Source organism: Stagnimonas aquatica, from assembly GCF_003730135.1.
Lineage (GTDB): Bacteria > Pseudomonadota > Gammaproteobacteria > Nevskiales > Nevskiaceae > Stagnimonas > Stagnimonas aquatica.
This window is the reverse complement of the sequence record NZ_RJVO01000010.1, coordinates 1-26,260: the sequence shown is the minus strand read 5'-3', so window position 1 is coordinate 26,260 and position 26,260 is coordinate 1. Positions and strand designations below refer to the sequence as shown.

Here is a 26,260-nt window from a genome sequence, read left to right as displayed (position 1 = left end):
TCAGTGGCTGGGCGTGAGCACCGTCGGCTCCGCCTTGGGCAGCGTCTGCGGATAGTCCAGCGTGTAGTGCAGGCCGCGCGATTCCTTGCGCAGCATCGCCGAGCGCACGATCAGTTCGGCACAGACCACCAGGTTGCGCAGCTCCACCAGGTGCGCGGTGATCTTGTAGTTACCGTAGTAGTCCTGGATTTCGCGCTTGAGCACCTCGATGCGGTTCATCGCCCGCTCCAGCCGCTTGCTGGTGCGGACGATGCCGACGTAGTCCCACATGAAGGTGCGCAGCTCCAGCCAGTTGTGGCTGACCACCACGTCCTCGTCGGAGTCGGTGACCCGGCTGGCGTCCCACTGCCGGAGCGCCGGTGGTGCTGGGCGCTTGGACAGGCTCTGCTCGATGTCCTCGGCCGCCGACTCGGCGAAGGCCAGGCATTCCAGCAGGGAGTTGGAGGCGAGGCGGTTGGCGCCATGCAGGCCGGTGCAGGCGACCTCGCCGATGGCGTAGAGGCCATCGACCTCGGTGCGCGCCTTCAGGTCGGTGATCACGCCGCCGCAGGTGAAATGCGCCGAGGGCACCACCGGGATCGGCTCCCTGGTGATGTTCAGCCCCAGCTCCAGGCAGTGTGCGTAGATGGTCGGGAAGTGTTCCTTGATGAACGCGGCCGGCAGGTGGGTGACATCGAGGTTCACATGGCGCAGGCCCAGGCGCTTCATCTCGTGGTCGATGGCGCGGGCGACGACATCGCGCGGCGCCAGCTCGGCGCGCGAGTCGAAGCGCGGCATGAAGCGTTCGCCGGTGGTGGGGATGCGCAGGTAGCCGCCTTCGCCGCGCAGGGCCTCGGTGAGCAGGAAGCTGCGCGAGTCCTTGTGGTAGAGGCAGGTCGGATGGAACTGCATGAATTCCATGTTCGCCACCCGGCAGCCGGCGCGCCAGGCCATGGCGATGCCGTCACCGGAGGCGCCGAAGGGATTGCTGGAATACAGGTAGACCTGGTTGGCGCCGCCGGTGCACAAGGCCACGGTCTTGGCGCCGACGGCCTCGACCTCGCCGCTGTCGCGGTCGAACAGATAGGCGCCGTGGGCGCGCTTGGCGGCGCGGTCGACGATCAGCTCCACCACCACCGCGCGCTCGCGCACGGTGATGTTGGGGTGGTGTGCCGCCAGCGAGGCGAGGGTGGTTTCCACCGCGCGGCCGGTGGCGTCGGCGGCGTGCACCACGCGGCGATGGCTGTGGCCGCCCTCGCGGGTGAGGTGCAGGGGGCGCTGCTTGCCCTCCTCGTCGCGGGTGAACTGCACGCCCTGCGCCAGCAGCCAGCGGATGCAGCCCGGTCCGCGTTCGACGGTGAATCGCACCGCTTCCTCGTCACACAAGCCGCCGCCGGCGACCAGGGTGTCGCGGACATGGTTTTCCAGCGAGTCGTTCTCGTCCAGCACCGCCGAGATGCCGCCCTGGGCCCAGAGCGTGGAGCCGGATTCCAGCTTGCTCTTGGATACCAGCATCACCGAGCGGCCCTTCTGCGCCAGCCGCAGCGCCAGGGAAAGGCCGGCGGCGCCGCTGCCGAGCACCAGCACGTCGTAGGGGGTTGCGGAGCTGGTCGGTGCGGAGGGCATGTTCAAACTTGCTAGACTTCAGGCATTGAGGACGCGCGGCTTGCGCGTCGGCGAATTTAAGGGAGTTTAGCGCGGCAGAGCCGGTCGACTTTGAGACCGCCGCCGGGTCCAGGCATGAGCGAGGAAGGCGTAGACGAGCAACTGGTAGCCAGGGCCCAGGCGGGTGACATGCGCGCCTTCGAGCTCCTGGTGCGCAAGTACCAGCACAAGATCGTGCAACTGGTCAGCCGCCTGGTCGGCGATGGTGATGCGCCCGATGTCGCCCAGGAAACCTTCATCCGCGCCTGGCGCGCGCTGAAGGGCTTCCAGGGCAACAGCGCCTTCTACACCTGGCTGTACCGCATCGGCATCAACACCGCGAAAAACCACCTGGTGTCGCGCTCGCGGCGGCCGGCCGACCGCGACATCGACATCGCCGACGCGGAACTCTACGGGCATACCGAGCAACTAAGCGATGGCGACACGCCGGAAGCGACGGCTCTGTCCGAGGAGATCAAGGAAAAGGTGGCGGAAACCATCGCCAAGCTGCCCCCCGATCTGCGCACGGCCATCACCCTGCGCGAGTTGGAAGGCCTGTCCTACGAGGAGATCGCCGAGGCCATGGATTGCCCGATCGGCACCGTCCGTTCGCGCATTTTCCGCGCTCGCGAGGCCATCGACGCGGTGCTGGCACCGCTACTCGACTAGTCATGAACAACCTTCCATCGTCCATGCATGGAACTTTATCGTCGCTGAACGGTTCATTGGTCTGCGTGCGGCCGCTTGGCCGTCACCTGTCTTAGCAGGAAGTCCCGAATGTCCAGAGAAGTGCTCTCCGCTGCCGTCGACAACGCCGCCACCGCCGCCGAATGGGACGGCCTGCTGGAGGCGATGGACCGCGATCCCGCCCTGAAGAACGAATGGAGCCGGCTTTGGGAGGCGCGTGATGCCCGTGAGGGCGTGGCCGTCCGCACCACTGGCGGCGATTTCTGCGCCGGCGTGATGGCAGCCCTTCAGCAGGAGCAGCAGGACGCCATCGACCACCCCACAGTGGTGCGGCTGGACAGCCGCCGCCAGCCGCCGACCGGCAATCGGCCCGCCGCGCGCCCGACCTGGCGCAGCCTGGTGCCGCTGTCGGCCGCCGCCGGTGTCGCCGCCGCAGTGCTGTTCTTCGGTCAGCCGCTGAGCCGTGATGCCGCCACGCAGGTTGTCGCCACCGTGGCGCCGGCGGTGCCGGCCGCCGAAGTCGCCGCCGTGCGTTGGAGCGCGCCCGAGCCCAACGGTGATGGTGGCCGTGCGCTGGATGCCGCCTCCGCCGAGGTGCTCAACAGCTATCTGATGGAACACAGCAATACCCTCGCCGAACGCAGCATGGGTGGTGCCATCTCCAATGCCCGCTTCGTCGTGAACACGACCGGGTATTCCGCGGACGGCGAATAAGCATGCTGCGCCGCTGTCTCGCTGCCTGCGTGCTGGGCCTGGTCGCCGCAGGCGCCGCCCAGGCCGATCCGGAACAAATTCTGCTCAAGGCCGCCGACGCCTCGCGGACCGCCAATTACCGGGGCGTGGTGGTCTACCGCGCCGGCAGCGCCATCGAGTCGCTGCGTCTGGTGCACGGCTACGAGGGCGGGGTGGAGCGTGAACGCCTGACCGCCCTCACCGGCGAGCCGCGCGAGATCATCCGCCAGGACAACAAGATCACCTGCCTCTTGCCCAAGGAGCGCAAGCTCGACCTCAAGCGGCCGGCGCTCAAGGGCCTGCTGACCCAGGTCTCGCCGGAAACCCTGGCGGCGCTGGCCGCCTGGTACGAGTTGCGCGAGCTGGGCAACGCCCGCATCGCCGGCCGCAACTGCAAGGGCGTGGAGCTGGCGCCGAAGGACGATTACCGCTATGGCTTCGAGATCTGGGCCGACGAGAGTTCCGGCGTGCCGCTGAAGGTGCGCCTGGTCAGCCGTGACCGGCGCATTCTCGAAGAGGTGATGTTCACCGAGGTGGAGTTCCCCGAGAGCTTGCCGGTGCAGGCCTTCGAGCCCGACTTGGACGCCCGTCAGTTCCGCACCGTGGTGCGTCAGGAACCGACGCCCTCGGACAACGCCGATCTCAGCGACTTTCCGCTGCGCCTGGAGCAGTTGCCCGCCGGCTTCAAGGTCACGCTGCGCGACCGCCGTCCTGGCAAGGACGGCCGTGGCGCCGTCGAGCACGTGCTGATTTCCGACGGCCTGTCGGCGGTGTCGCTGTTCGCCGCCCGCGACGTGCCTCCGGAACGGGCGTTCGTCGGTCTTAGCAGCATGGGCGCGGTGAATGCCTATGGCCGCGTGTACGGCGGCTTTCACGTCACCGTGGTTGGCGAGACGCCGCCGGCGGCGGTGCGCTACATCGGCGAACACCTGCTGCTCAAGGATGCCCCAGAGGCTGCCAAGCCCTGAAGCCGCCCTGCGGCCTAGAATAATCGCCTCGTCGTCCCCGTTCCGGAGCCTTGCCCATGCCGTCTGCCGTCTGGCCGCGCGCCGCCTCGCTGTGTGTTGCCGCGCTGCTCTCGGTGGCCTGTTCCAGGACTCCCGCCGAGGTGCGCCTGCCGGATTTCGCCGATCTGGTGGAAGAGGTCAGCCCCTCGGTGGTGAACATCAGCACCATCCCGGCCGAGACCGCTGCCGCCACCGAAGCCGAGCCGGGTGCGGCCGAGGGCGGTGCGCCGGTGCCGGACAATCTGCCGGAATGGATGAAGCGCTTCCTCGAGCAGCACGCGCCCAACGGCCTGCCGCCGGCCGAGGAACCCGAGGAGTCGCCGGAAGATCAGCAGTCCCTGGGCTCCGGCTTCGTGCTCTGGAAGGACGGCTACATCATCACCAACACCCACGTGGTCAAGGACGCCAAGGAGGTGCTGGTGCGCCTGTCCGACCGCCGTGAGCTGACCGCCACCGTGGTCGGCATGGACGAGCCCAGCGACATCGCCCTGCTCAAGATCGACGCTGACAAGCTGCCGGCGGTGAAGGTCGCCGAGGCCGGCAAGCTCCGGGTCGGGCAGTGGGTGATGGCCATCGGTTCGCCGTTCGGCTTCGACTACTCGGTGACCGCCGGCATCGTTTCCGCCAAGGGCCGCAGCCTTTTCACCGAGCAGTACGTGCCGTTCATCCAGACCGACGCGGCGATCAACCCGGGCAATTCCGGTGGTCCGCTGTTCAACCTCAAGGGCGAGGTGGTTGGCGTCAACTCGCAGATCTACTCCCAGACCGGCGGCAACTCCGGCATCGCCTTCGCGATCCCCATCGAGGTCGCCTTGCGCGTCGCCGAGCAGCTCAAGGACAAGGGCCACGTCACCCGTGGCTGGCTGGGCGTGGTCGTGCAGGAAGTCACCCGTGCCCTGGCGCAGAGCTTCGGCATGGCGCGTGCCGAGGGCGCCCTGGTCGCCAAGGTGATTCCCGGCTCGCCGGCGGAAAAGGCCGGCATCCAGCCCGGCGACGTGATCCTGGCTTTCGACGGCCAGAACCTGGGCGTTTCCAGCGAGCTGCCGCCGTTGGTGGGCGTGGTCGACCCGGGCGCCGACGTGCCGCTGAAGGTGCTGCGCGAGGGCAAGCAGATCACGGTCAAGGTCGAGATCGGCGAACTGCCGGAAGAGGTGGCGACCGGTGGCGAGGCGCCGGTGCGCTCGCGCCTGCCGCTGGGCCTGGGCGTGGAACGGCTGAGCGCCGCCGACCGTGCGCAAGCCCGTGTCGCCGAAGGTGGCGTACGGGTGCTGGCGGTCGAACCCGGCCCGGCGCTGGAAGCCGGCGTGCGCGAGGGCGATGTGCTGCTGACCCTCTCCGGCCAGGCCATCGACAGTGCCGAGCGGCTGAAGGAAGTCGTGGCCCGCCTGGCGCCCGGCTCCAGCGTGCCGCTGCTGATCCAGCGCGATGGCGCGCCGCTGTTCCTGGCCCTGGCGGTGCCGGAAGCACCGGCCGAGGGGAAGAAGTAGGTGCGCCGCTTCACTCTGCTGACCCGGCCTGGCTGCCATCTCTGCGAGGATTTCGAGGCGGAGCTGATGGCCGAGTTCGAGGGGCGGCTGGAGGTGGAGAGCGCCCATGTCGATTCCGATCCCGCCTGGCTGGCGGCCTACGATCTGCGCATTCCGGTGCTGCTGGCACCGGACGGCAGCTTCGTCTGCGCGGTGCAGCCGGATTTCGCGGCGGTGCAGGCGGTGCTGGACCGGCCCCGGGCGGTCTGAACCGCTATACTCCGCGACCATTTTTTGACCGCTCCGGCTTTCTTGCCGACCGGCACACTCCATGCAGCAGTCCCACATCCGCAATTTCTGCATCATCGCCCACATCGACCACGGCAAATCGACCCTGGCCGACCGCTTCATCCAGCTCACCGGCGGCCTGGAAGAACGCGAGATGCAGGCCCAGGTGCTCGACAACAACCCCATCGAGCGCGAGCGCGGCATCACCATCAAGGCGCAGGCGGTGCAGTTGCACTACAAGGCGCGCAATGGCGAGCGCTACCAGTTCAACCTGATCGACACCCCCGGGCACGTTGACTTCAGCTACGAGGTGAGCCGCTCGCTGGCTGCCTGCGAGGGTGCGCTGCTGGTGGTCGATGCCTCCCAGGGCGTCGAGGCGCAGAGCGTCGCCAACTGCTACACCGCCATCGAGCTGAATCTCGAAGTGATGACGGTGCTCAACAAGATCGACCTCCAGAACGCCGAGCCGGAACGGGTGGTGAAGGAGATCGAGGAGATCATCGGTGTGCCCGCCGAGGATGCCATCCGCATCTCTGCCAAGACTGGGCTCAACGTGCTCGATGTGCTCGAAGAGGTGACCAAGCGGCTGCCGCCGCCCAAGGGCAACCCCGAGGGCAAGCTGCAGGCGCTGATCGCCGATAGCTGGTTCGACAACTACCTGGGTGTGGTCTCGCTGGTTCGGGTCATGCACGGTTCGGTGAAGAAGGGCCAGAAGATCCGGGTGATGTCCACCGGCCGCGACTACGAAATCACCATGATCGCGGTGAACACGCCCAAGCGCGTGTTCAAGGATCAGCTCGAATGCGGCGAAGTCGGGATGATCGTCGCCAACATCAAGGACATCTTCGGCGCGCCGGTCGGCGACACCATCACGCTCAGTGCCGACCCCTGTGCCGAGGCGCTGCCCGGCTTCCGCGAGGTGCAGCCGCGCGTCTTCGCTGGCATGTTCCCGGTCGACGCCGACGACTTCGAGGACTTCCGCGAATCGCTGCAGAAGCTGCGCCTGAACGACTCCGCCTTGCAGTTCGAGCCGGAGAATTCCTCGGCGCTGGGCTTCGGCTTCCGCATCGGCTTTCTCGGCATGCTGCACATGGAGATCGTGCAGGAGCGCCTGGAGCGTGAGTACAACCTCAACCTCATCACCACCGCGCCCAGCGTGGTCTACGAGGTGCTGAAGTCCGACGGCGAGGTGATGCGTATCGACAACCCCTCCGAACTGCCCGAACCCGGCAGCCTGGAGGAGGTGCGCGAGCCGATCATCGTCGCCCGCATCCTGATGCCCAACGAGTACGTCGGCCCGGTGATGCAGCTCTGCATGGAGAAGCGCGGCGTGCAGAAGAACCTGCGCTACGTCGGCAACCAGGTGCAGATGGAGGTGGAGATGCCGCTGGCCGAGGTGGTGCTCGACTTCTTCGACCGCCTGAAGAGCGTCAGTCGCGGCTTCGCCAGCTTCGAGTACGAGTTTGACCGCTTCCAGGCCGCCGACGTGGTCAAGCTTGACGTGCTGGTCAACGGCGACAAGGTCGATGCCCTGGCCTCCATCGTCCACCGCGACAACAGCTACAACCGTGGTCGTGACCTCTGCGAGCGCATGCAGGAAGTCATCCACCGGCAGATGTTCGATGTCGCCATCCAGGCTGCCATCGGCGCCAAGATCATCGCCCGCACCACGGTCAAGGCACTGCGCAAGGACGTGACCGCCAAGTGCTACGGCGGCGACGCCAGCCGCAAGAAGAAGCTCCTCGAGAAGCAGAAAGAGGGCAAGAAGCGCATGAAGCAGGTTGGCTCGGTGGAAATTCCGCAGGAAGCCTTCCTGGCGGTGCTGGGCATGGACAAGAAGAAGTGAGGCACTAGATGAGCAGCTTTTTCACCCACATCGGCACCGACTTCGCGTCGATCCTGTTCGTCCTGACCATCGTCACCGGCGTGCTCTGGGTGCTCGACCGTTTCAAGCTGGAGCCGGCGCGCAAGTCGGTGGCCGCCGCCGCCGGCACCGAACCGGCGAAGGCGAACTGGCTGGTCGACTTCGGCCGCCAGTTCTTTCCGGTGATCGCCGCCGTCTTCCTGCTGCGCTCCTTCGTGGTCGAGCCGTTCCGCATCCCCTCCGGGTCGATGATCCCGACCTTGCGGGTCGGCGACTTTATCCTGGTCAACCGCTTCGCCTACGGCCTGCGTTGCCCGGTGGGCGACTGCAAGCTGCTGGCGCTGGGCGAGCCCAAGCGCGGCGACGTGGTGGTGTTCCGTTATCCGGTGGACCCGAAGATGGACTTCATCAAGCGCGTCATCGGCCTGCCCGGCGACACGGTGCGCTATGTCGGCAAGCAACTGACGGTGAACGGCCAGTTGCTCAGCCAGGAGCTGCTGGGCGAGTTCGAGGGCAGCCCGGTGCTGCGCTACCGCGAGGACTACCAGGGCGTGGTCCACGAGATTTTGCAGAACCCCGACCGGCCGCCGCAGGACTTCGAATTCACCGTGCCGGAAGGCCAGTACTTCATGATGGGCGACAACCGCGACGGCTCCAGCGATTCCCGCTACTGGGGCACCGTGCCGGAGGCGTATCTGAAAGGCCGTGCCTTCCTGATCTGGATGAGCTGGGACGCCGAGGCCAGCCGACCGGCGCTGTCCCGCATCGGCGGCAGCATCCGCTAAGATCGCGGCATCTTCAGCCTAGTCCACCGAAACGGAGTTCCGACATGCAGATGCGTAGCCGCCAGCGGGGCATGGGGCTGTTCAAGATGGTCTTCGTGTTCGGCTCGATCGCGCTGGTCGCGACCATCGGCATCAAGACCTTTCCGCTCTATGCCAACCAGCTCAAGGTCGCCAAGGCGGTCAAGAGCGTGGCCAGCGAAGGTCACGTCGACCCCTTCACCGTGCAGAAGGGCCTGGAGCGGCACTGGGACATCGAGGACATCACCTTTCTCGACTACCGCCAGGTGAAGATCGAGCGCAGCGAGCGCGGCAAGGTCGACCTCGCCTACGCCTACGAGGCGCGCGTGCACCTGTTCTACAACGCCGATCTGGTGCTGAGCTTCCAGGGTCGCGAACCGATCGACGGAGCCGAGTGAGTCAGGATCTGGCGGCCGCGCTGCAGCGGGTTCTCGGCTACCAGTTCAACGACGGCTCCCTGCTGGCACGGGCGCTTACCCACCGGAGCGCTGGCGGCGCGCACTACGAGCGCCTGGAGTTTCTCGGCGACGCCCTGCTCAATTTCGTGATCGGCGAGGCCGCCTATGCGGTCTGGCCCAAGGCGGCCGAGGGCGATCTTTCGCGCTGGCGCTCCAGCTTGGTCTGCGAGGACACCCTGGCTGGACTCGGCAAGCAGCTGCATCTCGGAGAGCTGCTGCGCATGGGTAGCGGCGAGTTGAAGAGCGGCGGCTACCGGCGCGAATCCATACTGGCCGACGCGGTGGAGGCGGTATTCGGTGCGGTCTACCTCGATGGCGGCTTCGAGCCGGCACGGGCGGTGATCTTGCGCCAGTTCGAGCCGCTGCTGAGCCAGCCGCCGGAACCCGATTCGCTGAAAGACTCCAAGACCCGCTTGCAGGAGGCCTTGCAAGCGGCGTCGAGGCCGCTGCCGGAGTACACGGTGCTGTCCGAGCACGGCCCGCCGCACCGGCGGGTGTTCCAGGTCCGCTGCCGACTGCCGGACAATGGCCATGAAACCCAGGCTGGCGGTGCCAGCCGCAAGCAGGCCGAGCAGGACGCGGCCCGCCTGATGATCGAAAAATTAAAGGAAAACGCGCATGCGTAGTGGAATGGTGACCATCCTCGGGCGGCCCAACGTCGGGAAGTCCTCGTTGCTGAACGCCCTGGTCGGACGCAAGGTCAGCATCGTCAGCCACAAGCCGCAGACGACACGCCACCGCATCCAGGGCGTGCTGCACGACGAGCGCGGCCAGGTGGTGTTCGTCGATACCCCCGGCCTGCACCGCAAGGCCGAGCGGGCACTCAACAAGGTGATGAACCAGGCCGCCTCGGGCGCCATTCACGATGTTGACCTGATCCTGTTCGTGGTCGAGTCCGGGCGCTGGACCGACGAGGACGCTGGCGTGCTGGAACGGCTGGAGGGCATCACCACCCCGGTCGGTCTGGTGATCAACAAGGTCGACCGCCTGGAAGACAAGGAGCGCCTGCTGCCGGAGCTGGAGAAGCTCTCCAAGCTGCGCGATTGGGCCTTCATCGTGCCGCTGTCGGCGCTCAAGCGCGACGGCCTCAGCGGCCTGGCCGTGGAGTTGTTCGAGCGCCTGCCGCAAGGCGAGCCGATGTACCCGGACGACATGCTCACCGATCACGACGCCGCCTTCAGCGCCGCCGAGATCATCCGCGAAAAGCTCATTCGCAACCTGCACCAGGAGCTGCCCTACGCGACCACGGTGGAGATCGAGAAGTACGAGCGCGAAGGCCAGCTCGACAAGATCCAGGCGGTGATCTGGGTCGAGCGCGACGGTCAGAAGGCCATCGTCATCGGCAAGGACGGCGAGACGCTCAAGCTGATCGGCTCCAATGCCCGCCGCGACATCGAGCGTGCGCGTGGCCGCAAGGTGTTCCTCAAGCTCTGGTGCCGGGTCAAGGAGAACTGGAGCGACGATCCCAAGGCGCTCAGCAAGTTCGGCTACTCCGGCGGCGAGTAGCGCCACGGCCCCATGCAAAGCCGGCGCGTCGAGCTGCAACCGGCCTATCTGCTGCACACGCGCGGTTACGGCGACACCAGCCTGCTGATCGAGGCGTTCACGCCCGAGTACGGACGGGTCGGCTTGATCGCCAAGGGTGCGCGCGGTCCGCGCTCCAAGACCCGCGCCTACCTGCAGCCGCTGCAGCCGCTGCTGCTGTCCTGGTCGGCGCGCGGCGAGCTGGGCACGGTCACCGGCATCGAGGCGCAGGGGCAGCCGGTGCCGCTGGCGGGCGAGGCGATGTTCTGCGCCTGGTATGCCAATGAACTGCTGATGCGGCTCTGTGCCCGGGAAGATCCGCACCCCATCCTGTTCGCCGCCTATGTCAGCCTGCTGCCGCGCCTGCGCGAAGACCGCGAACCGGCGCTGCGGGCCTTCGAGTGCCGCCTGCTGGACGAACTGGGCTACGGCTTGCGCCTGCCCGCCGACCTCGAGCCCGGGCTGCGCTATCGCTACGACTGGGAGCGCGGCCCGCTGCCGGTCGGCGAGGACGGCGAGGAGGTGTTCGCCGGGTCCAGCCTGATCGCGCTGCGGGAGGACCGTCTGCGCGGCGCGGGGCAGCTCCAGGATGCGCGGCGCCTGCTGCGGCAGGCGCTGCACCGGCAGTTGGCTGGCAAGCCTTTGCAGACGGCGCTCCTGCTGCGGCAGTTGCGCCAACTGGAGTCCGCAGGGTCGTCGGGGCTGGCGGCGGTTGCGCCGCCGGCCACTGACGCCAAGCCTTAGAATCCGCGCAAATTTCCGCTTGGCCATTGCGATGAAGGCTTCCATCCGTCTCGGCGTCAACGTCGATCATGTCGCCACCCTGCGCCAGGCGCGCGGGACCGCTTACCCCGATCCTGTGGAAGCAGCGCTGGTGGCGGTGGCGGCCGGTGCCGACTCCATCACCGTGCACCTGCGCGAGGACCGCCGGCACATCCAGGACGAAGACGTGCGGAGGGTGGTGGCCCGCTGCCCGGCGCCGGTGAATCTGGAGATGGCGGTGACCAAGGAGATGGTCGACTTTGCCTGTGCGGTGAAGCCGCGCTACGTCTGCCTGGTGCCGGAGAAGCGCGAGGAGAAGACCACCGAGGGTGGGCTCGATGCCGGCATGATCGAGTCGGTGGTGAAGGTTGCCTGCCGGCGCATGAGCGAGGCCGGCATCCAGGTGGCGCTGTTTTTGGACCCCGATCCGCGCCAGTTGGCGGCGGCGGTGCGCATCGGGGTGCCGCACCTGGAAATCCACACCGGCCGCTATGCCGACGCTCGCGATGACGGCGAGCGGGCACTGGAACTGAGCTATATCCGCAACTTCGCCGAGGCCGCGCAGTCGGCGGGTATCGAGGTGCATGCCGGCCACGGTCTGACGGTCGAGAACGTCGGTCCCATCGCCGCCATTCCGGAGATCGTCGAGCTGAACATCGGTCATTCGATCATCGCCCGCTCGGTGTTCGTCGGCCTGCCGGCGGCGGTGGCGGAGATGCGCCGCCGCATGCTCGAAGTGCGTCAGGCCCGATGATCCACGGCGTCGGCACCGATCTGCTGCTGATCGCCCGCGTCGAGCGGCTGTGGCTGAAGTACGGCGAGCACTTTCTCGACAAGATCCTGATGCCGGAGGAGCGCGCCCAGTTCGATCCGGCGCGCAAGCCGGGCAACTTCCTGGCCAAGCGCTTCGCGGTGAAGGAGGCGTTCGTGAAGGCCCTGGGCACTGGCTTTCGCGAGGGCATCACGCATCACGACGCCGGCTTCGTGCAGGCCGCCAACGGCCGTCCCGGCCTGGTCTACAGCGCGGCGATGCAGGCGCGGCTGGCGGCGCTGGGCATCGTCAATGGTCAGGTTTCGCTCAGCGACGAGGACGGTCGGGTGCTGGCCTTCGTGGTGCTGGAGCGCGCGCCGTAAAATAGCGGCATGCACGCGCTCACCCTCGCCGAGACCATCGGCAATGCCCCCCTGGTCCGGCTCAGCCGGCTGCCCGGCATCGGCAGCAACATCCTGCTGGCCAAGCTGGAGGGCAACAACCCCGCCGGCTCGGTCAAGGACCGTCCCGCCTACCTGATGATCCGTGGCGCCCAGGAGCGCGGCGAGATCAAACCCGGCGACACCCTCATCGAGGCCACCAGCGGCAACACCGGCATCGCGCTGGCGATGGCGGCGGCGGCACTCGGCTACCGCATGGTGCTGATCATGCCCGAGCACCTGTCGGTGGAACGCCGCGCGGTGATGAAGGCCTTCGGTGCCGAACTGATCCTGGTCAGCAAGGAGCAGGGCATGGAAGGCGCCCGCGACCTCGCCGACGACATGGAGCGCCAGGGGCAGGGGCGGGTGCTCAACCAGTTCGCCAACCCGGACAATCCGCGCGCGCACTACGAGACCACCGGCCCGGAAATCTGGCGCGACACGGAAGGCCGCATCACCCACTTCGTGTCGAGCATGGGCACCACCGGCACCATCATGGGCACTTCGCGCTTTCTCAAGGAGCAGAACCCCCGGGTGCAGATCGTCGGCGTACAGCCGGACGGTGAGAGCAGCATCCCCGGCATCCGCAAGTGGCCAGAGGCCTATCTGCCGAAGATCTTCGACCGCTCGCGGGTGGACCGCATCATCGAGGTCAGCAGCGCCAACGCCGAGCACACCATGCGCGAGGCGGCGCGGCTGGAAGGCCTGTTCTGCGGGCCTTCCTCCGGCGGCGCGCTGTGGAGCGCGCTGCAACTCTGCCAGGAAGTCGAGAACGCGGTGATCGTCAGCATCGTCTGTGACCGTGGCGACCGCTACATCTCCACCGGCGTGTTTCCGGCCTAGGGCCCGAGTACCCGATGCTTATCCTCGATCTGAAGACCGTGCCGGACCCGGCGGCGGCCAAGCGGCTGCTGGCGCTGGAGCCGTTTTCCGACGGCGAGGCGGTGCTGGCGCTGACCACGCTGAGAGTCGCCCGTCAGCAGCCGGCCTTGCAGCCGCCGCCCTTGCGCAAGGTGGTGGCGGCAGCGCTGTTGCACGCCGGTCCCGAGCGCTTCGAGCTGCGGGAGTTTGACGGCCAGACCGGCGAGCCGGCCTTGTTGCTGGCGCTGGAGCAGGCAGCGGCCGGCGGCGAGCCGCCGCTCTGGTGCTGGGATGGCGGGGCGCAGACGCGCAGCCTGCTGCTGGCCCGGGCCTTGGCGACCGACCTGGCGCTGCCGCGATTGCTGGCCCAGCTTGGGCCGCGCAGTCTGGCCGAGCAGTTCGGTTTCGCGCCCGGACTGGCTTCGCTCTGGGAGCTGGCGGCGGTCCACGACCTGCCGCACGACCTCGGCCTGCGCGAGGCCGAGTGCGAGCAGGCCCTGGCCACCGGCGACCGCGCCCGCCTGCTGGCCGGCAGTGGTGCCGATGCGCTGATCGCGTATCTGCTGAGCCTGGCGCTGGAGCACGGCACCGGCCTGCGCACCAGCGCATCCCTGCGCGCCGAACGCCGCCTGGTCGCCGACTGGCTGGAGCGCCAGAGCGCCACCCACTGGCGCGCCTTCCGTAGTCGCTGGAGTCCCTGATTCATGGTTCGTCGCCGGGTATTGCCGCAGGGTGTCCACAGTGCCGAAGTCAGCGGCCTGGACCATGAAGGGCGGGGTGTCGCCCGTCTGGCCGGCAAGGTCACCTTCATCGCCGACGCGCTGCCGGGCGAGACGGTGGAGTTCCGCTACACCGCCTGCTCGCGCGACCACGACGAAGGGCAGGTGACGGCGGTGAAGATCGCCAGCCCGGATCGGGTGACGCCGCCCTGCGCCCACTTCGGCGTCTGCGGCGGCTGCGCCTTGCAACACCTCGCGCCGGAACAGCAGATCCTCTGGAAGCAGGACGAGCTGCTCAACGCCCTGCGACGCATCGGCAAGATCGAACCCGAGGAGTTGGTGCCGCCCTTGACCGGCAGCTCGTTGGGCTACCGGCGTCGCGCCCGTCTGGGCGTCAAGTTCGTCACCAAGAAGAGCGGCACGCTGGTGGGCTTTCGCGAGCGCGGCTGCTCCTTTTTGGCGACGCTGGAGTCCTGCGTGGTGCTGGACCCACGGGTCGGCCTCAAGCTCAAGGACATCGCGCGGATGATCGACCGGCTGGCGATCCGCCAGGCGATCCCGCAGATCGAGATGGCCGCCGGCGATCACGTCTGCCTGGTGTTCCGGGTCTTGCAGAACCCGAGCGCCGAGGACCGCGCCATCCTCGCTCAATTCGGCGCCGAGCATGGCTTTGAAATTCTCCTGCAGCCGGCGGGTCTCGACAGCATCGTGCCGCTGGCCGCTGAGCGTCGGCCGCTGAGCTACTCGCCGGATGGCAGCGACTCGCGCCTGGCTTTCGAGCCCGCCGACTTCATCCAGGTCAACGGCGCGCTTTCGCAGGCGATGGTGCGGCAGTCGCTGGACTGGCTGGCGGCGCAGCCCGGCGAGTCGGTGCTGGAACTGTTCGCCGGCCTGGGCAACTTCACCCTGCCGCTGGCCAAGACCGGTGCGAAGGTGATGGCGGTGGAGGGTGACAAGGGCCTGGTCGCGCGCGGCGCCGCCAACTGCATCGCCAATGGGTTCCCCGAGGTGCGCTGGCAGGTCGCGGACCTGTTCAAGCCCGATCCCAAGGCGCCGTATCTGAGCGAGCGCTACGACGCGGTGCTGCTCGACCCGCCGCGTGCCGGCGCACTGGAGATGATGCCGGTGCTGATCGCGCAAAAGCCCAAGCGCATCGTCTATGTGTCCTGCCATCCGGCCACCCTGGCGCGCGACGCGGGCCTGCTGGTCGAGGGCGGTTATCGCCTGGTCAAGGCGGGCGCCATGGACATGTTCCCGCACACCGCGCATGTCGAAAGCATGGCGCTGTTCGAGCGCGGCCGCTAAGGAGCTGCACGGTCGCCGCTTTCCCCTCACAGCGCCGCAGGCGCGCCCTCACAGACCGCGCGCCGCGCGGGCCCTCACAGGCGGCAACGCCGCCACCCGCACAGGACTCACATGGCGATAGAAATCGAACGCAAATTCCTGGTCGCCAACGACCTCTGGCGCGCCGCCGCGCATGCCTCGGTGCCGATGCGCCACGGCTATCTGGCGCCGCTGGGTGCGGCGGCCAGCGTGCGGGTGCGGGTGGAGGGCACGGTCGGCAAGCTCAACATCAAGGCGGCGAAAGTGGGCATCAGCCGCGCCGAGTACGAGTACGAGATTCCCGCTGTCGAGGCCGAGGAGATGATCAGCACCCTCTGCACCGGCATCATCCTCAAGACCCGCTACTACGTGAAGCACGGCGGCCATCTCTGGGAGATTGATGTCTTCGAGGGCGACAACGCGCCCTTGGTGGTGGCGGAAATCGAGCTTGCCAGCGAGGACGAGGCGTTCGAGCGACCTGAATGGCTTGGCAGGGAAGTCAGCGACGACCGTCGCTATTACAATCACGCGCTGTCCGTGACCCCCTACAAGAATTGGGAATAAGGTTTTGGGGATACTCCGCCTGACCGTGGATCTCGCCGCGCAGCGCCTGACCGTCTGGGACGGCGCGCATGCCAGCCGGCACTACCCGGTATCGACCGCCGCCAATGGCCCCGGCGAGATCGAGGGCTCGGGCTGCACGCCGCGCGGGCGCCACCGCATTCGCGCCAAGATCGGCGCTGGCGAGCCGGCCGGCGCGGTCTTCCGCGCGCGCCGGGTGTGCGCCGAGGTGCCGCTGTATACCCCGGAGGCGGCCGCGCGTTTTCCTGGGCGGGACTGGATCACCAGCCGCATCCTCTGGTTGTCCGGACTGGAGGTTGGCCGCAACCGCCTGGGTTGCGTCGATAGCATGCGACGTTACATCTACATCCACGGCACGCCCCACCTCGATACCCTGGGACGGCCGGCTTCACATGGTTGCGTCCGCATGCGCGATGCCGACGTGATCGAACTCTTTGACCTGATCCCGGTAGGGACGGAAGTGGAACTGCATGAGTAATACCAGCAGCAATCTGATCGGCCCGGTGATGCTCGACATCGCCGGCCAGGAACTCACCGCCGAGGACCGCGAGGTCATCGCCCATCCGCTGGTCGGCGGGGTGCTGCTGTTCACCCGCAACTACCGCGATCCGGAGCAGCTCAAGCGGCTCTGCGACGACATCCTGGCGATCAAGAAGCCGCGCCCGCTGCTGGCGGTGGACCACGAAGGCGGGCGGGTGCAGCGTTTCCGGGTCGGCTTTTCGCGCATCCCGGCGATGCGCACCTTGGGCAAGCTCTACGAGGAGTCGCCCACCAAGGCCCATGAAGAGGCGCGCCGCTGTGGCGAGCTGATCGGCCAGGAACTGGGCGCTTTCGGTTTCGACCTGCCGTTCGCGCCGGTGCTGGACCGCGACTGCGAGGTCAGCCAGATCATCGGCGACCGCGCCTTCGCCAGCGAGACGGGCGTGCTCATCGAACTGGCGCGCTCGTTCTGGCAGGGTCTCAACGCCGCCGGCCTGTCGGCCACCGGCAAGCATTTCCCTGGACACGGCGCGGTCACCGCCGACTCCCACGTCGAATTGCCAGTGGACCGTCGTCAGTTGCCGGCGCTGGAAGCCGACATGCAGCCGTTCAAGGCGCTGATGGACGAGGGCCTGGAGTCGATCATGATGGCCCACGTGCGCTACACCGCCGTCGATGCCACGCCGGCCTCGCTGTCGGAGAAGTGGATACGCGGCATCGTCCGCCGGCAATGGAAGTACAACGGCGCGATCTTCTGCGACGACCTGTCGATGGGCGGCGCCGCCGTCGCCGGCACCCTGGAAGAGCGCGCCAAGCTGGCGCTGGAAGCCGGCTGCGACATGATCCCGGTCTGCAACGACCGCAACGGCGCCCTGCGGGTGCTGGAAGCCCTGCGCGACCACAAGCCCAATCGGCTGTCGAGCGCGCGCCTGAAGCGCCTCTACCGCCGCCCGGTGGCGACGCCGTGAGCCGTGCCGAGGAGGCTCAGCGCATCCTGCGCGAGGCGGACTTGCTGGTCGGCGCCGCCGAGGTGGATGCCGCCTACGACCGTCTGGCGCTGCGCATCGCCGCCGACTACGAAGGCCGGCTGCCGCTGGTGCTGTGCGTGATGAACGGCGGGCTCTACGCCACTGCCGAGATCACCCGCCGCCTGGGCATCCCTTTCGAGCTGGACTACCTGCACGCCACCCGTTACCGGGGCGCGACTCAGGGCGGCGGCCTGCTGTGGAAGCGCCAGCCGGATACCGCCATGGGTGGCCGGCATCTACTGGTGATCGACGACATCCTCGACGAGGGCCACACCCTGGTGGCGATCCGCAAGGCGCTGCTGGAGTTCAACCCGGCCTCGCTGAAGGTGGCGGTGCTGTCGGAAAAGCTGCACGAGCGCCGCGCCGCCGACGCGCACGCCGAATACATCGGCCTGTCGCTGCCGGACCGCTACGTGTTCGGCTGCGGCATGGACGTGAAGGAATACTGGCGGCAGTTGCCGGCCATCTACGCAGCGAACTTGTGAATAAATCTACTGCGCTGGGCAATCGCCGCGTCATGCGGTGCTCACAGTCCTCACGCACACGAGTACGCTGCGGTTGTTGCGCTCCTATTCCTTGCGCTGACCCATGCTCGCTACGATTTCTCCACAAGTTCGACCTATGAGCACAAAGATCGCGGTCATCGGTGGCACCGGCATGAACAGCTGGCCGGGCCTGGACGTGCTGGCGCGCATCGACGCCGACACCGCCTATGGCAAGCCCAGCGCGCCGCTGCTGCGCGGGCGGGTCTACGGCGTCGAGGCGATCTTCCTGGCGCGCCACGGCGAGGGCCACAAGCTGCCGCCGCACGCGATCAACTACCGCGCCAACCTCAAGGCTCTGGCCGAGGCGGGGGTGCAGCGGGTGATCGCCATCGCGGCGGTGGGTGCGATTGCGCCCTGGTTCGCGCCCGGCGAGGTGGCGGTGCCGGACGATCTCATCGACCACACCTGGGGCCGCGAACACAGCTATTCCGACGGCCGTCCGGGCTCGGCGCTGGCGCATGTCGAGTTCACCCATCCCTACACGCCCGCGCTGCGCGAGGCCTTGCTGGCGGCTGCCACCGTGGCCGGGGTTCAGGCCGGCGCGCAGGGGGTGATGGCGGTGACCCAGGGTCCGCGTCTGGAGACGCCCGCCGAGATCCGGGCGCTGCAGCGCGAGGGCAGTGACATGGTCGGCATGACCGGCATGCCGGAAGCCGCCCTGGCCCGCGAGCTGGGGCTGGATTACGCCTGCCTGGCGGTATCGGTGAACTGGGCGGCTGGTCTGTCGCCGGCCGGCGCCGGCATCCACGACGAGATCCATGCCTCCATCGAGGCCGGCATGGCCAAGGTGCGGGCGATTCTGGAGCGGGCGCTGCCGAACCTGGCCTGAGCCCGCCTCGGCGGGCCGGTGCCGGACTTCGCAACGGGCTGGGACCAACTTCGCAGTTGGCATTAGAGTTTTGCGCTATCCCATGAATATTCCTGTAAATTTCCCTGCGGTCGGTCCCCCAGGCCGACCCGCATGCCCGTTCTACCGTCGCTCGCCATGACTGCTGCCCCGATGCGTCTTCTGTTCGCCCTGTTCGGTTTGTCCCTGGCGGTCTCCGCGGTGGCCGCCGACGACGCCGTGCTGACGGTGGATACCGTCAGCGGCGGCGTGGTGGTGCAGCGCGACGGCAAGCAGCTGCCGCTGCACCTGGGCGACGGCCTTCAGGAGCAGGACCTGATCCAGACCGAGGCCGGGGGACATCTGACCCTGCGCTTCGCCCGTCATGGTTTCGTCGACATCGGCCCCAACACCGAGGCTGGCGTCGAGCGTCTGCCGTTTGCCGCCTACGCCAAGGATCTGAAGAGCATCTTCAGCCTCTCGCGCGGCTATCTGCGGGTGGTGTGGAAGCATCCGCAGATTTCCACCAGCTGGCCGCTATTCATCTACATGAGCGGCCATCGCATCAGCCTCACCAGTGGCGAGTTCTTCTTCCAGCACGATGGCAACGAGCAGCTGGCCTGCGCCGCTGCCGGCCAGCTGGCGCTGCAGGCGGTGGGTGCCGATGGCGTCGAAACCGTGCGGCCGCCGGCCTGTACCCGCCTGATCGCCGGCCTGCCGCCGCAGACCGCCCCGCGCGATCCCGACGACTGGATCGCGGTGCGTCGCGCCTACGATCTGCACGCGGACGCTTCCAAGCTGGCGCGCCTGGAGACTTCGGAACCGGTCACGGCCGCGTCGCCGGTGGTCGGCGCCGCGCCCGCACCGCTGGCCGCACCGGCTCCCCTTCCGGCTGTTCTCCCTCCGACGCCTGCTCCTGCCACTGCCAGCGTCGCCAGCCCGGTCGGCCCGGCGCCGAGCGCGGTCCGTGAGCCCACGGTGCTCGACCTGATCCTGGGCGAGCAGAAGTCCAGCAGCACGGAAGCTCTGGCGCATCCCGGGCCGGTGTCTGCGGCGCCGGTACTGCCAAGTCCCTCGCCGTCTCCGAAGGTGGGGCTGAGCGCACCCTTGCCCAGTCCGGTGGTCACTACGGTCAGCCCGGCACCGGCACCGGCGGCGTCGAGAGCGGCTCCGCCTACTGCGCCCCCGGCGCTGGTCAGACTGCCCGCGCCGGCCAAGCCGGCCCCGGAGTGGTCCCTGAACATTGCCTCCTACGCCGACGCGACCTCGGCCGAGCAGCAGGTGCAGCGTCTGCGCGATGCCGGTTACCCGGTGGTGGTGCAGCCGGCCACGGTCAACGGCAAGTCCTGGTGGCGGGTGCAGGTGCCAGGCTATGCCTCGCAGCAGGACGCCAAGGCCGCCGCCAACGAGATCCGGAACAAGCTGGGCGTGAGCGGCATCTGGGTGGTGCGGCCGTCTTCCTGACCCCGCCGCGCTGCCCGGGGATCAGGGCTTTGGCGCATCCAGCTTGACCACCCGCACCAGCAGGCCCAGGCGGGCGCTGTCCAGGTACTGCAGGTTGGCGTTCGGCGTCTTGCGCTGCTCGCGCAGCCGGTAGCCTTGCGGCTGCCCATCGAGGCTTTGCACGTACTCCAGGTCGGCTTCGATGTGCGGAAAGCGGCCGGCGGATAGCCGCAGCCAGCCATCGAGGCCGCTGACGCCGTCGCCGGACGGCGCATACAGCCGCAGCGCCGGGCCGTTGGCGGCCGGCGGGTTGTCCTGGGTCCAGGCCAGGCGCAGCAGCGGCTGGTAGCGCTTGGCCGCGCGCAGATTGGCCCATTCCGCGCTCAGCACGCTGGCGCTGTCGGCCTGCAGACTGATGCCGGCGCCGGCCAGGCCATTGCTGTCGTCGAGGGCATAGGCCCGCGCCAGCTCGGGTTGCTGGGGCGCATGGCCGGCCTCGGTGGGCGGCGGGTTGAGAAACACCAGGGCCTCGACCCGGTAGCGGTCGGCGTGGGCGGCGAGCGGCGCCAGCAGCAGCGCCAGTGCCAGCGAGGTGGTGCGTAGCGTCGGTTTCATCCGCTGAGTGTAGCCAAGAGCTTGGACAGACTATCGACCCGCAGGTCGATGGCCGCCAGCTCGGCGCTGATGTGCAGCTTCTTCTGGCCTTCCAGCTTGTAGACCTTGGGTTGCTTCTGGATCAGCGCGATCAGCTTCGTCGGATCGAGCTTGGGCTGCGGTCCGAATTCCAGCACCGCGCCCTTGGCATGCGCGCGCAGCTTGCGGATGCCCAGCGGCTCGGCCAGCGTGCGCAGGCGCGCCTGGTCGAACAGCCGCTCGGCGGCCGGCGGCAGCAGGCCGAAGCGGTCGATGAACTCCACCTGCAGCTCGCGCAGCGCGTCCTCGCTGCTGGCCTCGGCGACCCGCTTGTAGAGCGCCAGGCGGGTGGCGATATCGGGCACATAGTCGGAGGGGATCAGCGCCGAGACGCCGAGATCGACCTCGCAGGCGGCGTGGCCGAAGGGCTCGTCGTCGAGCTTGCCCTTCTGGATCGCCCGCACCGCACGGCCGAGCAGTTCGGAGTAGAGGGTGAAGCCGACTTCCTCGATCTGCCCACTCTGCTCGTCGCCCAGCAGCTCGCCGGCGCCGCGAATCTCCAGGTCGTGAGTGGCGAGCGCGAAGCCCGAGCCCAGCTCGCCCAGGGTCTCGATCGCGGACAGCCGCTTCTCGGCGTCCGGCGTCAGCGCGCGCTTGCTGGGCACCAGCAGATAGGCGTAGGCGCGGTGATGGCTGCGGCCGACGCGGCCGCGCAGCTGGTGCAACTGCGCCAGGCCGAGGCTGTCGGCGCGGTCGATCAGGATAGTGTTTGCGCTGGGTACGTCGATGCCGGACTCGATGATCGTGGTGCAGACCAGGATGTTGAAGCGGTTGTGGTAGAAGTCGAGCATCACCTGCTCCAGCTCGCGCTCGCGCATCTGGCCATGGGCAAAACGGACCTTGCCCTCGGGGACCAGCTCCTGGATCTTGGCGGCGAAGACCTCGATGTCCTTCACCTCGTTGTGCATGAAGTAGATCTGGCCGCCGCGCTTCAGCTCGCGCAGGCAGGCCTCGTAGACCAGGCCGTTGTCCCACTCCGCCACCGTGGTCTTGATCGCCTGCCGCGAGGGCGGCGGGGTGGCGATGATCGAGAGATCGCGCAGGCCGGCCAGACTCATGTTGAGCGTGCGCGGGATCGGCGTAGCGGTGAGGGTGAGCAGGTCCACCTCGGCGCGCAGGTTCTTCAGGCGCTCCTTGTGGCGGACGCCGAAGCGGTGTTCCTCATCGACCACCACCAGGCCAAGATCCTTGAACTTGATGTCCGGTTGCAGCAGGCGGTGGGTGCCGATCACCACGTCCAGCGAGCCTTCTTCGAGCTGCTTGAGCGCGGCGTTCTGCTCCTTGGTGGTACGCAGGCGCGACAGCGCGGCGACGCGGATCGGCCAGCCGGCGAAGCGGTCGGAGAAATTCTTCGCGTGCTGCTCGGCCAGCAGGGTGGTGGGTGCCAGCACGCAGACCTGGCGGCCGGCGCGCGCCACCGCAAAGGTCGCGCGCAGTGCCACCTCGGTCTTGCCGAAGCCGACATCGCCGCAGACCACGCGGTCCATCGGCTTTTCCAGTTGCAGGTCGGCGAGCACCGCGTCGATGGCGCTCTGTTGATCGGGCGTGGTGGTGAACGGAAACTGGCCGATGAAGGCCTGGTAGTCCTCGTCGCTGAGATCCAGCTTCAGGCCGGGCTTGGCGGCGCGCCGGGCCTGGATCTTCAGCAGTTCGGCGGCGACATCGTGGGCCTTCTCGCGTGCCTTGGCCTGCGCCTTTTCCCAGCGCTCGTTGCCCAGCGAATGCAGGGGTGCTACCTGCTCCTCGGCGCCGGTGTAGCGGTGGATCAGTGAGAGCGAGCCGACCGGCACGTAGAGCTTGTCGCCGCCGGAGTATTCGAGCACCAGGTATTCGTTGGCGACCCCGCCGGCATCCAGCGTCTGCAGGCCCTTGTAGCGGCCGACGCCGTGCTCGACGTGCACGACTGGCGAGTCGATGGTGAGGCTGGAGAGATCGCGCAGGATCGTCTCCGGATCGCGGGCGCGCTGGCGGCGCTTGAGCTGCGCCTGCGGCGCGGTGAGGCCGAAGATCTGCGCCTCGGCAACGATGCAGGCGCCGGGCAGACGCAGGCCTTCCTGGATCGGCCCCAGAACCAGGCCAACCTTGTTGCGGTCGCTCAGGAACTGCTCGAAGGTCTCGTGCAGGCGCGGCGCTACACCCAGCGGTTTGAGCCAGTGCATCACCGCCTCGCGGCGACCGGCGGACTCGGCGACGAACAGTAGGCGCTCGTCAGGGTTGGCCAGCAGGGCCTTGACCGCTTCCGGTCCGGCCGGCAGGGCCTCCACCGGATAGCTGCCACCGGGCGCGATGCCGACCCGCTCCAGCGGGTAGTACTGCAATTGCGCACGCGCCTGCGTGGGATTGAGGAAAACATCGCCGGCGGCCATCAGTGGCCGTTCCAGATTGCCGTCGTAGCGGTCGCGGCGCTCGACGATCTGCTTCCAGTCGGCTTCCAGCCGCGCGTCGAGATCGTCGAGTACCAGCCACAGCGCATTGGCCGGCAGGTAGTCGGCCAGCACTGCGGTTTCACGGCCGGGGAAGAACAGCGGCAGATAGGCTTCGATGCCGCCGGGCATCAGGTTCTTGCTGACCTCGGCGTACACCCGCGAGCGGCTGAGATCGCCGGGGAAGTATTCGCGGTAGTTGCGGCGGAAGGTCTCGATGCCGTCCTTGTCGGTGGGGAACTCGCGCGCCGGCAGCAGGCGCACTTCCGGCACTTTGTCCTGCGAGCGCTGGGTTTCCGGGTCGAAGCTGCGGATCGCCTCGATCTCGTCGTCGAACCAGTCGAGCCGGTAGGCGCTGGCAGAGCCCATGGGGAATAGATCGAGCAGCGAGCCGCGCAGCGCGAATTCGCCCTGGCTCTGTACCTGGCTTACGCTCTGGTAGCCAGCCGAGACCAGGCGCTCGCGCAGGCTGTGCGGATTGAGCTTCTGGCCGGTTTTCAGGAAGAAGCTGCGCCCTTGCAGCCAGGCCACGGGCGGCAGTCGTTGCAGCAGGGCGTCGGCGGTGACGATCAGCGCGCCGCGGTGGGTGTCCGGCAGTCGGTGCAGGGCGGCCAGACGCTCGGAAAGGATTTCCTGGTGCGGCGAGTAGGGGTCGAAGGGCAGGGTCTCGGTGTCCTGCAGATGCACCACCGGCCAATCCTTGCCGAGAAAGAAGCGCAGCTCGGCTTCCAGCCGGTAGGCCTGTTGCTCGTCGCCGGCCACCGCCACCACCAGACCCTGGTATTGCTGCACCCGGCTGGCGACCGCCAGCGCCTGGGCACCTGGCGGCAGGCTGCGGAGCGCAGTGGTGGAAGCGGGCAGGGTGGGCAGCGTCGGCAGGGCCATGAGCGGCGGCGGGTAAAAAGGGCGTGGATTATCCGCCCGCCAATGCACACATGCCAGAATCGCGCGATCCGAACCTTCACAGGGTGATGTCATGAGTCAGGCCGAACGTTTTCTCACCCACAGCGTCGACAATCAGGTGCCGCCACCGCCGGCGCTGAATCTCTATCGCAGCGATCTGGTTCTGCGTGAGGCCATCAACCGCGAGGGCGGCGGCTGGGGCGAGGCCGATCTGGCGGCTTATGGCGCCATTGCCGGCGGCGAGCTGATGGAACTCGGCTTCCAGGCCAACGAGAACAAGCCCAAGGCCAAGCTGTTCGACCGTTACGGGCATCGCCTGGACGAGGTGGAGTTCCACCCCGCCTACCACCGGATCATGGCCCTGGGCCTCAAGCACGGTGTGGCTGGCTACGCCTGGCGCCATGCCGGCAAGCCAGGCGCCCACGTCGCCCGCGCTGGCCTGGCCTATCTGCACAACCAGGCCGATCAGGGCACCAGCTGCCCCTTGACCATGACCTATGCCTGCGTTGCCGCGCTGCAGCACGAGCCGGCGCTGGCCAAGGACTGGGTGCCGCGCGTCGCCGGCGCCGACTACGACCCGCTGGTGAAGCCGGCGCTGGCCAAGAGCACGCTGACCATCGGCATGGGCATGACCGAGAAGCAGGGCGGCTCGGACGTGCGCGCCAATACCACCAAGGCGTTTGCGCAGGCCGATGGAACCTACGAGATCGTCGGCCACAAATGGTTCTTCTCGGCGCCGATGTGCGACGCCTGGCTGGTGCTGGCCTACACCGAGTCCGGCATCACCTGCTTCCTGGCGCCGAAGATGAAGCCGGACGGCGCGCGCAATGCCATCCGCGTGCAGCGGCTCAAGGACAAACTCGGCGACTGGAGCAATGCCTCCTCGGAGGTCGAGTTCCAGGGCGCCTGGGCTGAGCGGGTGGGGCCGGAAGGCCGCGGCATCGCCACCATCCTGGAAATGGTCGCGCTGACCCGGCTGGACTGCATGATCGGCTCGGCCTCGCTGATGCGGCAGGCGCTGGTGCAGGCGCTGCACCATGCCAGCCACCGCAAGGCCTTCGGCAAGCGCCTGATCGAGCAGCCGCTGATGCGCAATGTGCTCGCCGATCTGGCGCTGGAATCGGAGGCGGCGACCGCGCTGACCTTCCGCGTGGCCCGCGCGGTGGACGCCGGCGAGCGCGATCCGCACGAGGCGGCGATGGCGCGCCTGGCCACCGCGCTCGGCAAGTACTGGATTTGCAAGCGCGCGCCCGCCTTCGTCAACGAGGCGCAGGAGTGCCTGGGCGGTGCCGGTTACGTTGAGGAAAGCAATCTGCCGCGCCTGTACCGGCAGGCGCCGCTGAACTCGATCTGGGAGGGCAGCGGCAACATCCAGTGCTTGGACGTGCTGCGCGCTTTGTCACGCGAGCCGGAAACCCGCGAGGCCTACCTCACCGAACTGGCGGCCCTGCGCGGCGCACACCCGGACTACGACCGCGAGCTGAACTGGCTGGCGCATGCCTTCGACGATCCCGCCAGCCTGGAACTGCGCGCCCGCCATGTGGTGGAGCGCATGACCCTGGCCTTGCAAGCCTCGATTCTGCTGCGCGGTGGCGACCCGGCGGTCGCGGAACTGTTCTGCCGGACCCGCCTGGCGGGTCAGCAGGGGCTGGCGTTCGGCACCCTGCCGGCCGACAGTCCCTTCGAGACCCTGCTGGCGCGTGCCCTGCCGGCCGTGGCCTAGTTGCGGGGACGGTGAAAACAAGAAAGCCCGCTGTGAGCGGGCTTTCTGTTGTGGCATTTGGTGGACAGTACAGGGCTTGAACCTGTGACCCCCGCCGTGTGAAGGCGATGCTCTACCACTGAGCTAACTGTCCGTCAGGGGTGCGAATAGTAGTGAGCCGCACCCCCTGCGTCAACGCTGTCAGGCCGGTTTTCGTCCGATGCTGTAGTACTGGAAGCCAGCTTTCTTGAGGTAGGCGGGATCGTACTGGTTGCGGCCGTCGAAGATGACCGGCTGCTTGAGCAGCTTGGCCAGGGTGGCAAAGTT

General features: G+C 67.9%; 26 protein-coding genes and 1 tRNA gene. 23 read left to right on the top strand and 4 right to left on the bottom strand.

The window, feature by feature from the left end; genetic code table 11:
- Window positions 1–1,605: an L-aspartate oxidase gene (nadB, locus tag ED208_RS16200; protein ID WP_123212973.1), complete on the bottom strand. Its 1,605-nt coding sequence runs from the start codon at window positions 1,603–1,605 to the stop codon at window positions 1–3.
- A 114-nt stretch (window positions 1,606–1,719) separates the two neighbouring features.
- On the opposite strand from nadB, the gene rpoE reads away from it, so the two are divergent.
- The 22 genes from rpoE to ED208_RS16090 all read left to right on the top strand — a co-directional run bounded on the left by rpoE (window position 1,720) and on the right by ED208_RS16090 (window position 20,233).
- Window positions 1,720–2,292 (top strand): RNA polymerase sigma factor RpoE, encoded by a 573-nt coding sequence (gene rpoE, locus ED208_RS16195; RefSeq protein ID WP_123212972.1) that lies wholly within the window; start codon window positions 1,720–1,722, stop codon window positions 2,290–2,292.
- Window positions 2,293–2,400: 108 nt separating this feature from the next.
- Entirely contained in the window at window positions 2,401–3,024 is a 624-nt protein-coding gene (locus ED208_RS16190) for an RseA family anti-sigma factor (protein ID WP_123212971.1), read from the top strand.
- A 2-nt stretch (window positions 3,025–3,026) separates the two neighbouring features.
- Window positions 3,027–4,010, top strand: a complete 984-nt coding sequence (locus tag ED208_RS16185) for a MucB/RseB C-terminal domain-containing protein (RefSeq protein WP_123212970.1) — start codon at window positions 3,027–3,029, stop codon at window positions 4,008–4,010.
- Between the two features lie 56 nt (window positions 4,011–4,066).
- A complete protein-coding gene (locus ED208_RS16180) occupies window positions 4,067–5,536 on the top strand; it encodes a DegQ family serine endoprotease (protein WP_123212969.1) in 1,470 nt (489 codons plus the stop codon).
- A complete protein-coding gene (locus tag ED208_RS16175; protein ID WP_123212968.1) occupies window positions 5,537–5,785 on the top strand; it encodes a glutaredoxin family protein in 249 nt (82 codons plus the stop codon).
- Window positions 5,786–5,846: 61 nt separating this feature from the next.
- A complete protein-coding gene (lepA, locus tag ED208_RS16170; RefSeq protein WP_123212967.1) occupies window positions 5,847–7,649 on the top strand; it encodes a translation elongation factor 4 in 1,803 nt (600 codons plus the stop codon).
- Between the two features lie 8 nt (window positions 7,650–7,657).
- The gene (gene lepB, locus ED208_RS16165; protein ID WP_123212966.1) at window positions 7,658–8,452 is read left to right on the top strand and encodes a signal peptidase I; all 795 of its coding nucleotides are present in this window, start codon (window positions 7,658–7,660) and stop codon (window positions 8,450–8,452) included.
- Between the two features lie 44 nt (window positions 8,453–8,496).
- The gene (locus ED208_RS16160; RefSeq protein ID WP_123212965.1) at window positions 8,497–8,868 is read left to right on the top strand and encodes a DUF4845 domain-containing protein; all 372 of its coding nucleotides are present in this window, start codon (window positions 8,497–8,499) and stop codon (window positions 8,866–8,868) included.
- A complete protein-coding gene (rnc, locus tag ED208_RS16155; RefSeq protein WP_199720648.1) occupies window positions 8,865–9,554 on the top strand; it encodes a ribonuclease III in 690 nt (229 codons plus the stop codon). Before ED208_RS16160 ends, rnc begins: the two co-directional genes overlap by 4 nt.
- On the top strand, window positions 9,547–10,434 hold the full coding sequence (gene era, locus ED208_RS16150; RefSeq protein ID WP_123212964.1) for a GTPase Era: 888 nt from the start codon (window positions 9,547–9,549) through the stop codon (window positions 10,432–10,434). The genes rnc and era overlap by 8 nt, the downstream gene beginning before the upstream one ends.
- Window positions 10,435–10,446: 12 nt before the next feature.
- Window positions 10,447–11,196: a DNA repair protein RecO gene (gene recO / locus ED208_RS16145; protein WP_123212963.1), complete on the top strand. Its 750-nt coding sequence runs from the start codon at window positions 10,447–10,449 to the stop codon at window positions 11,194–11,196.
- Between the two features lie 31 nt (window positions 11,197–11,227).
- Window positions 11,228–11,968, top strand: coding sequence for a pyridoxine 5'-phosphate synthase (gene pdxJ, locus ED208_RS16140; RefSeq protein ID WP_123212962.1), 741 nt, complete (start codon window positions 11,228–11,230; stop codon window positions 11,966–11,968).
- Window positions 11,965–12,348: a holo-ACP synthase gene (gene acpS, locus ED208_RS16135; RefSeq protein ID WP_123212961.1), complete on the top strand. Its 384-nt coding sequence runs from the start codon at window positions 11,965–11,967 to the stop codon at window positions 12,346–12,348. The genes pdxJ and acpS overlap by 4 nt, the downstream gene beginning before the upstream one ends.
- 9 nt (window positions 12,349–12,357) lie before the next feature.
- Window positions 12,358–13,248 (top strand): cysteine synthase CysM, encoded by an 891-nt coding sequence (gene cysM, locus ED208_RS16130; protein WP_123212960.1) that lies wholly within the window; start codon window positions 12,358–12,360, stop codon window positions 13,246–13,248.
- A 14-nt stretch (window positions 13,249–13,262) separates the two neighbouring features.
- Window positions 13,263–13,967 carry a hypothetical protein gene (locus ED208_RS16125; protein WP_123212959.1) on the top strand — a complete coding sequence of 235 codons (705 nt, stop codon included), beginning with the start codon at window positions 13,263–13,265 and terminating at the stop codon, window positions 13,965–13,967.
- A 3-nt stretch (window positions 13,968–13,970) separates the two neighbouring features.
- Entirely contained in the window at window positions 13,971–15,290 is a 1,320-nt protein-coding gene (gene rlmD, locus ED208_RS16120) for a 23S rRNA (uracil(1939)-C(5))-methyltransferase RlmD (RefSeq protein WP_123212958.1), read from the top strand.
- Window positions 15,291–15,401: 111 nt separating this feature from the next.
- Window positions 15,402–15,872, top strand: a complete 471-nt coding sequence (locus tag ED208_RS16115; protein WP_123212957.1) for a CYTH domain-containing protein — start codon at window positions 15,402–15,404, stop codon at window positions 15,870–15,872.
- Window positions 15,873–15,876: 4 nt separating this feature from the next.
- Window positions 15,877–16,368, top strand: a complete 492-nt coding sequence (locus ED208_RS16110) for a L,D-transpeptidase (RefSeq protein WP_123212956.1) — start codon at window positions 15,877–15,879, stop codon at window positions 16,366–16,368.
- Window positions 16,361–17,338 carry a beta-N-acetylhexosaminidase gene (gene nagZ, locus ED208_RS16105; RefSeq protein ID WP_233575097.1) on the top strand — a complete coding sequence of 326 codons (978 nt, stop codon included), beginning with the start codon at window positions 16,361–16,363 and terminating at the stop codon, window positions 17,336–17,338. Before ED208_RS16110 ends, nagZ begins: the two co-directional genes overlap by 8 nt.
- On the top strand, window positions 17,335–17,883 hold the full coding sequence (locus ED208_RS16100) for a hypoxanthine-guanine phosphoribosyltransferase (protein WP_123212955.1): 549 nt from the start codon (window positions 17,335–17,337) through the stop codon (window positions 17,881–17,883). Before nagZ ends, ED208_RS16100 begins: the two co-directional genes overlap by 4 nt.
- Before the next feature lie 136 nt (window positions 17,884–18,019).
- Window positions 18,020–18,772, top strand: coding sequence for an S-methyl-5'-thioinosine phosphorylase (locus ED208_RS16095; RefSeq protein ID WP_123212954.1), 753 nt, complete (start codon window positions 18,020–18,022; stop codon window positions 18,770–18,772).
- 156 nt (window positions 18,773–18,928) lie between these two features.
- Entirely contained in the window at window positions 18,929–20,233 is a 1,305-nt protein-coding gene (locus tag ED208_RS16090) for an SPOR domain-containing protein (RefSeq protein WP_158608597.1), read from the top strand.
- A gap of 21 nt (window positions 20,234–20,254) precedes the next feature.
- Here ED208_RS16090 and ED208_RS16085 read toward each other — a convergent pair whose 3' ends face one another.
- Both ED208_RS16085 and mfd read right to left on the bottom strand, forming a co-directional pair.
- A complete protein-coding gene (locus tag ED208_RS16085; protein WP_123212952.1) occupies window positions 20,255–20,827 on the bottom strand; it encodes a CsiV family protein in 573 nt (190 codons plus the stop codon).
- Window positions 20,824–24,213, bottom strand: coding sequence for a transcription-repair coupling factor (gene mfd, locus ED208_RS16080; protein WP_123212951.1), 3,390 nt, complete (start codon window positions 24,211–24,213; stop codon window positions 20,824–20,826). Before mfd ends, ED208_RS16085 begins: the two co-directional genes overlap by 4 nt.
- A gap of 91 nt (window positions 24,214–24,304) precedes the next feature.
- Between mfd and ED208_RS16075 the strand changes: the two genes are divergently transcribed.
- Window positions 24,305–25,954: an isovaleryl-CoA dehydrogenase gene (locus ED208_RS16075; RefSeq protein WP_123212950.1), complete on the top strand. Its 1,650-nt coding sequence runs from the start codon at window positions 24,305–24,307 to the stop codon at window positions 25,952–25,954.
- 58 nt (window positions 25,955–26,012) lie between these two features.
- On the opposite strand, the gene ED208_RS16070 is transcribed toward ED208_RS16075, so the two are convergent.
- Window positions 26,013–26,087 (bottom strand) — tRNA-Val (locus tag ED208_RS16070).
- Window positions 26,088–26,260: the final 173 nt, after the last annotated feature.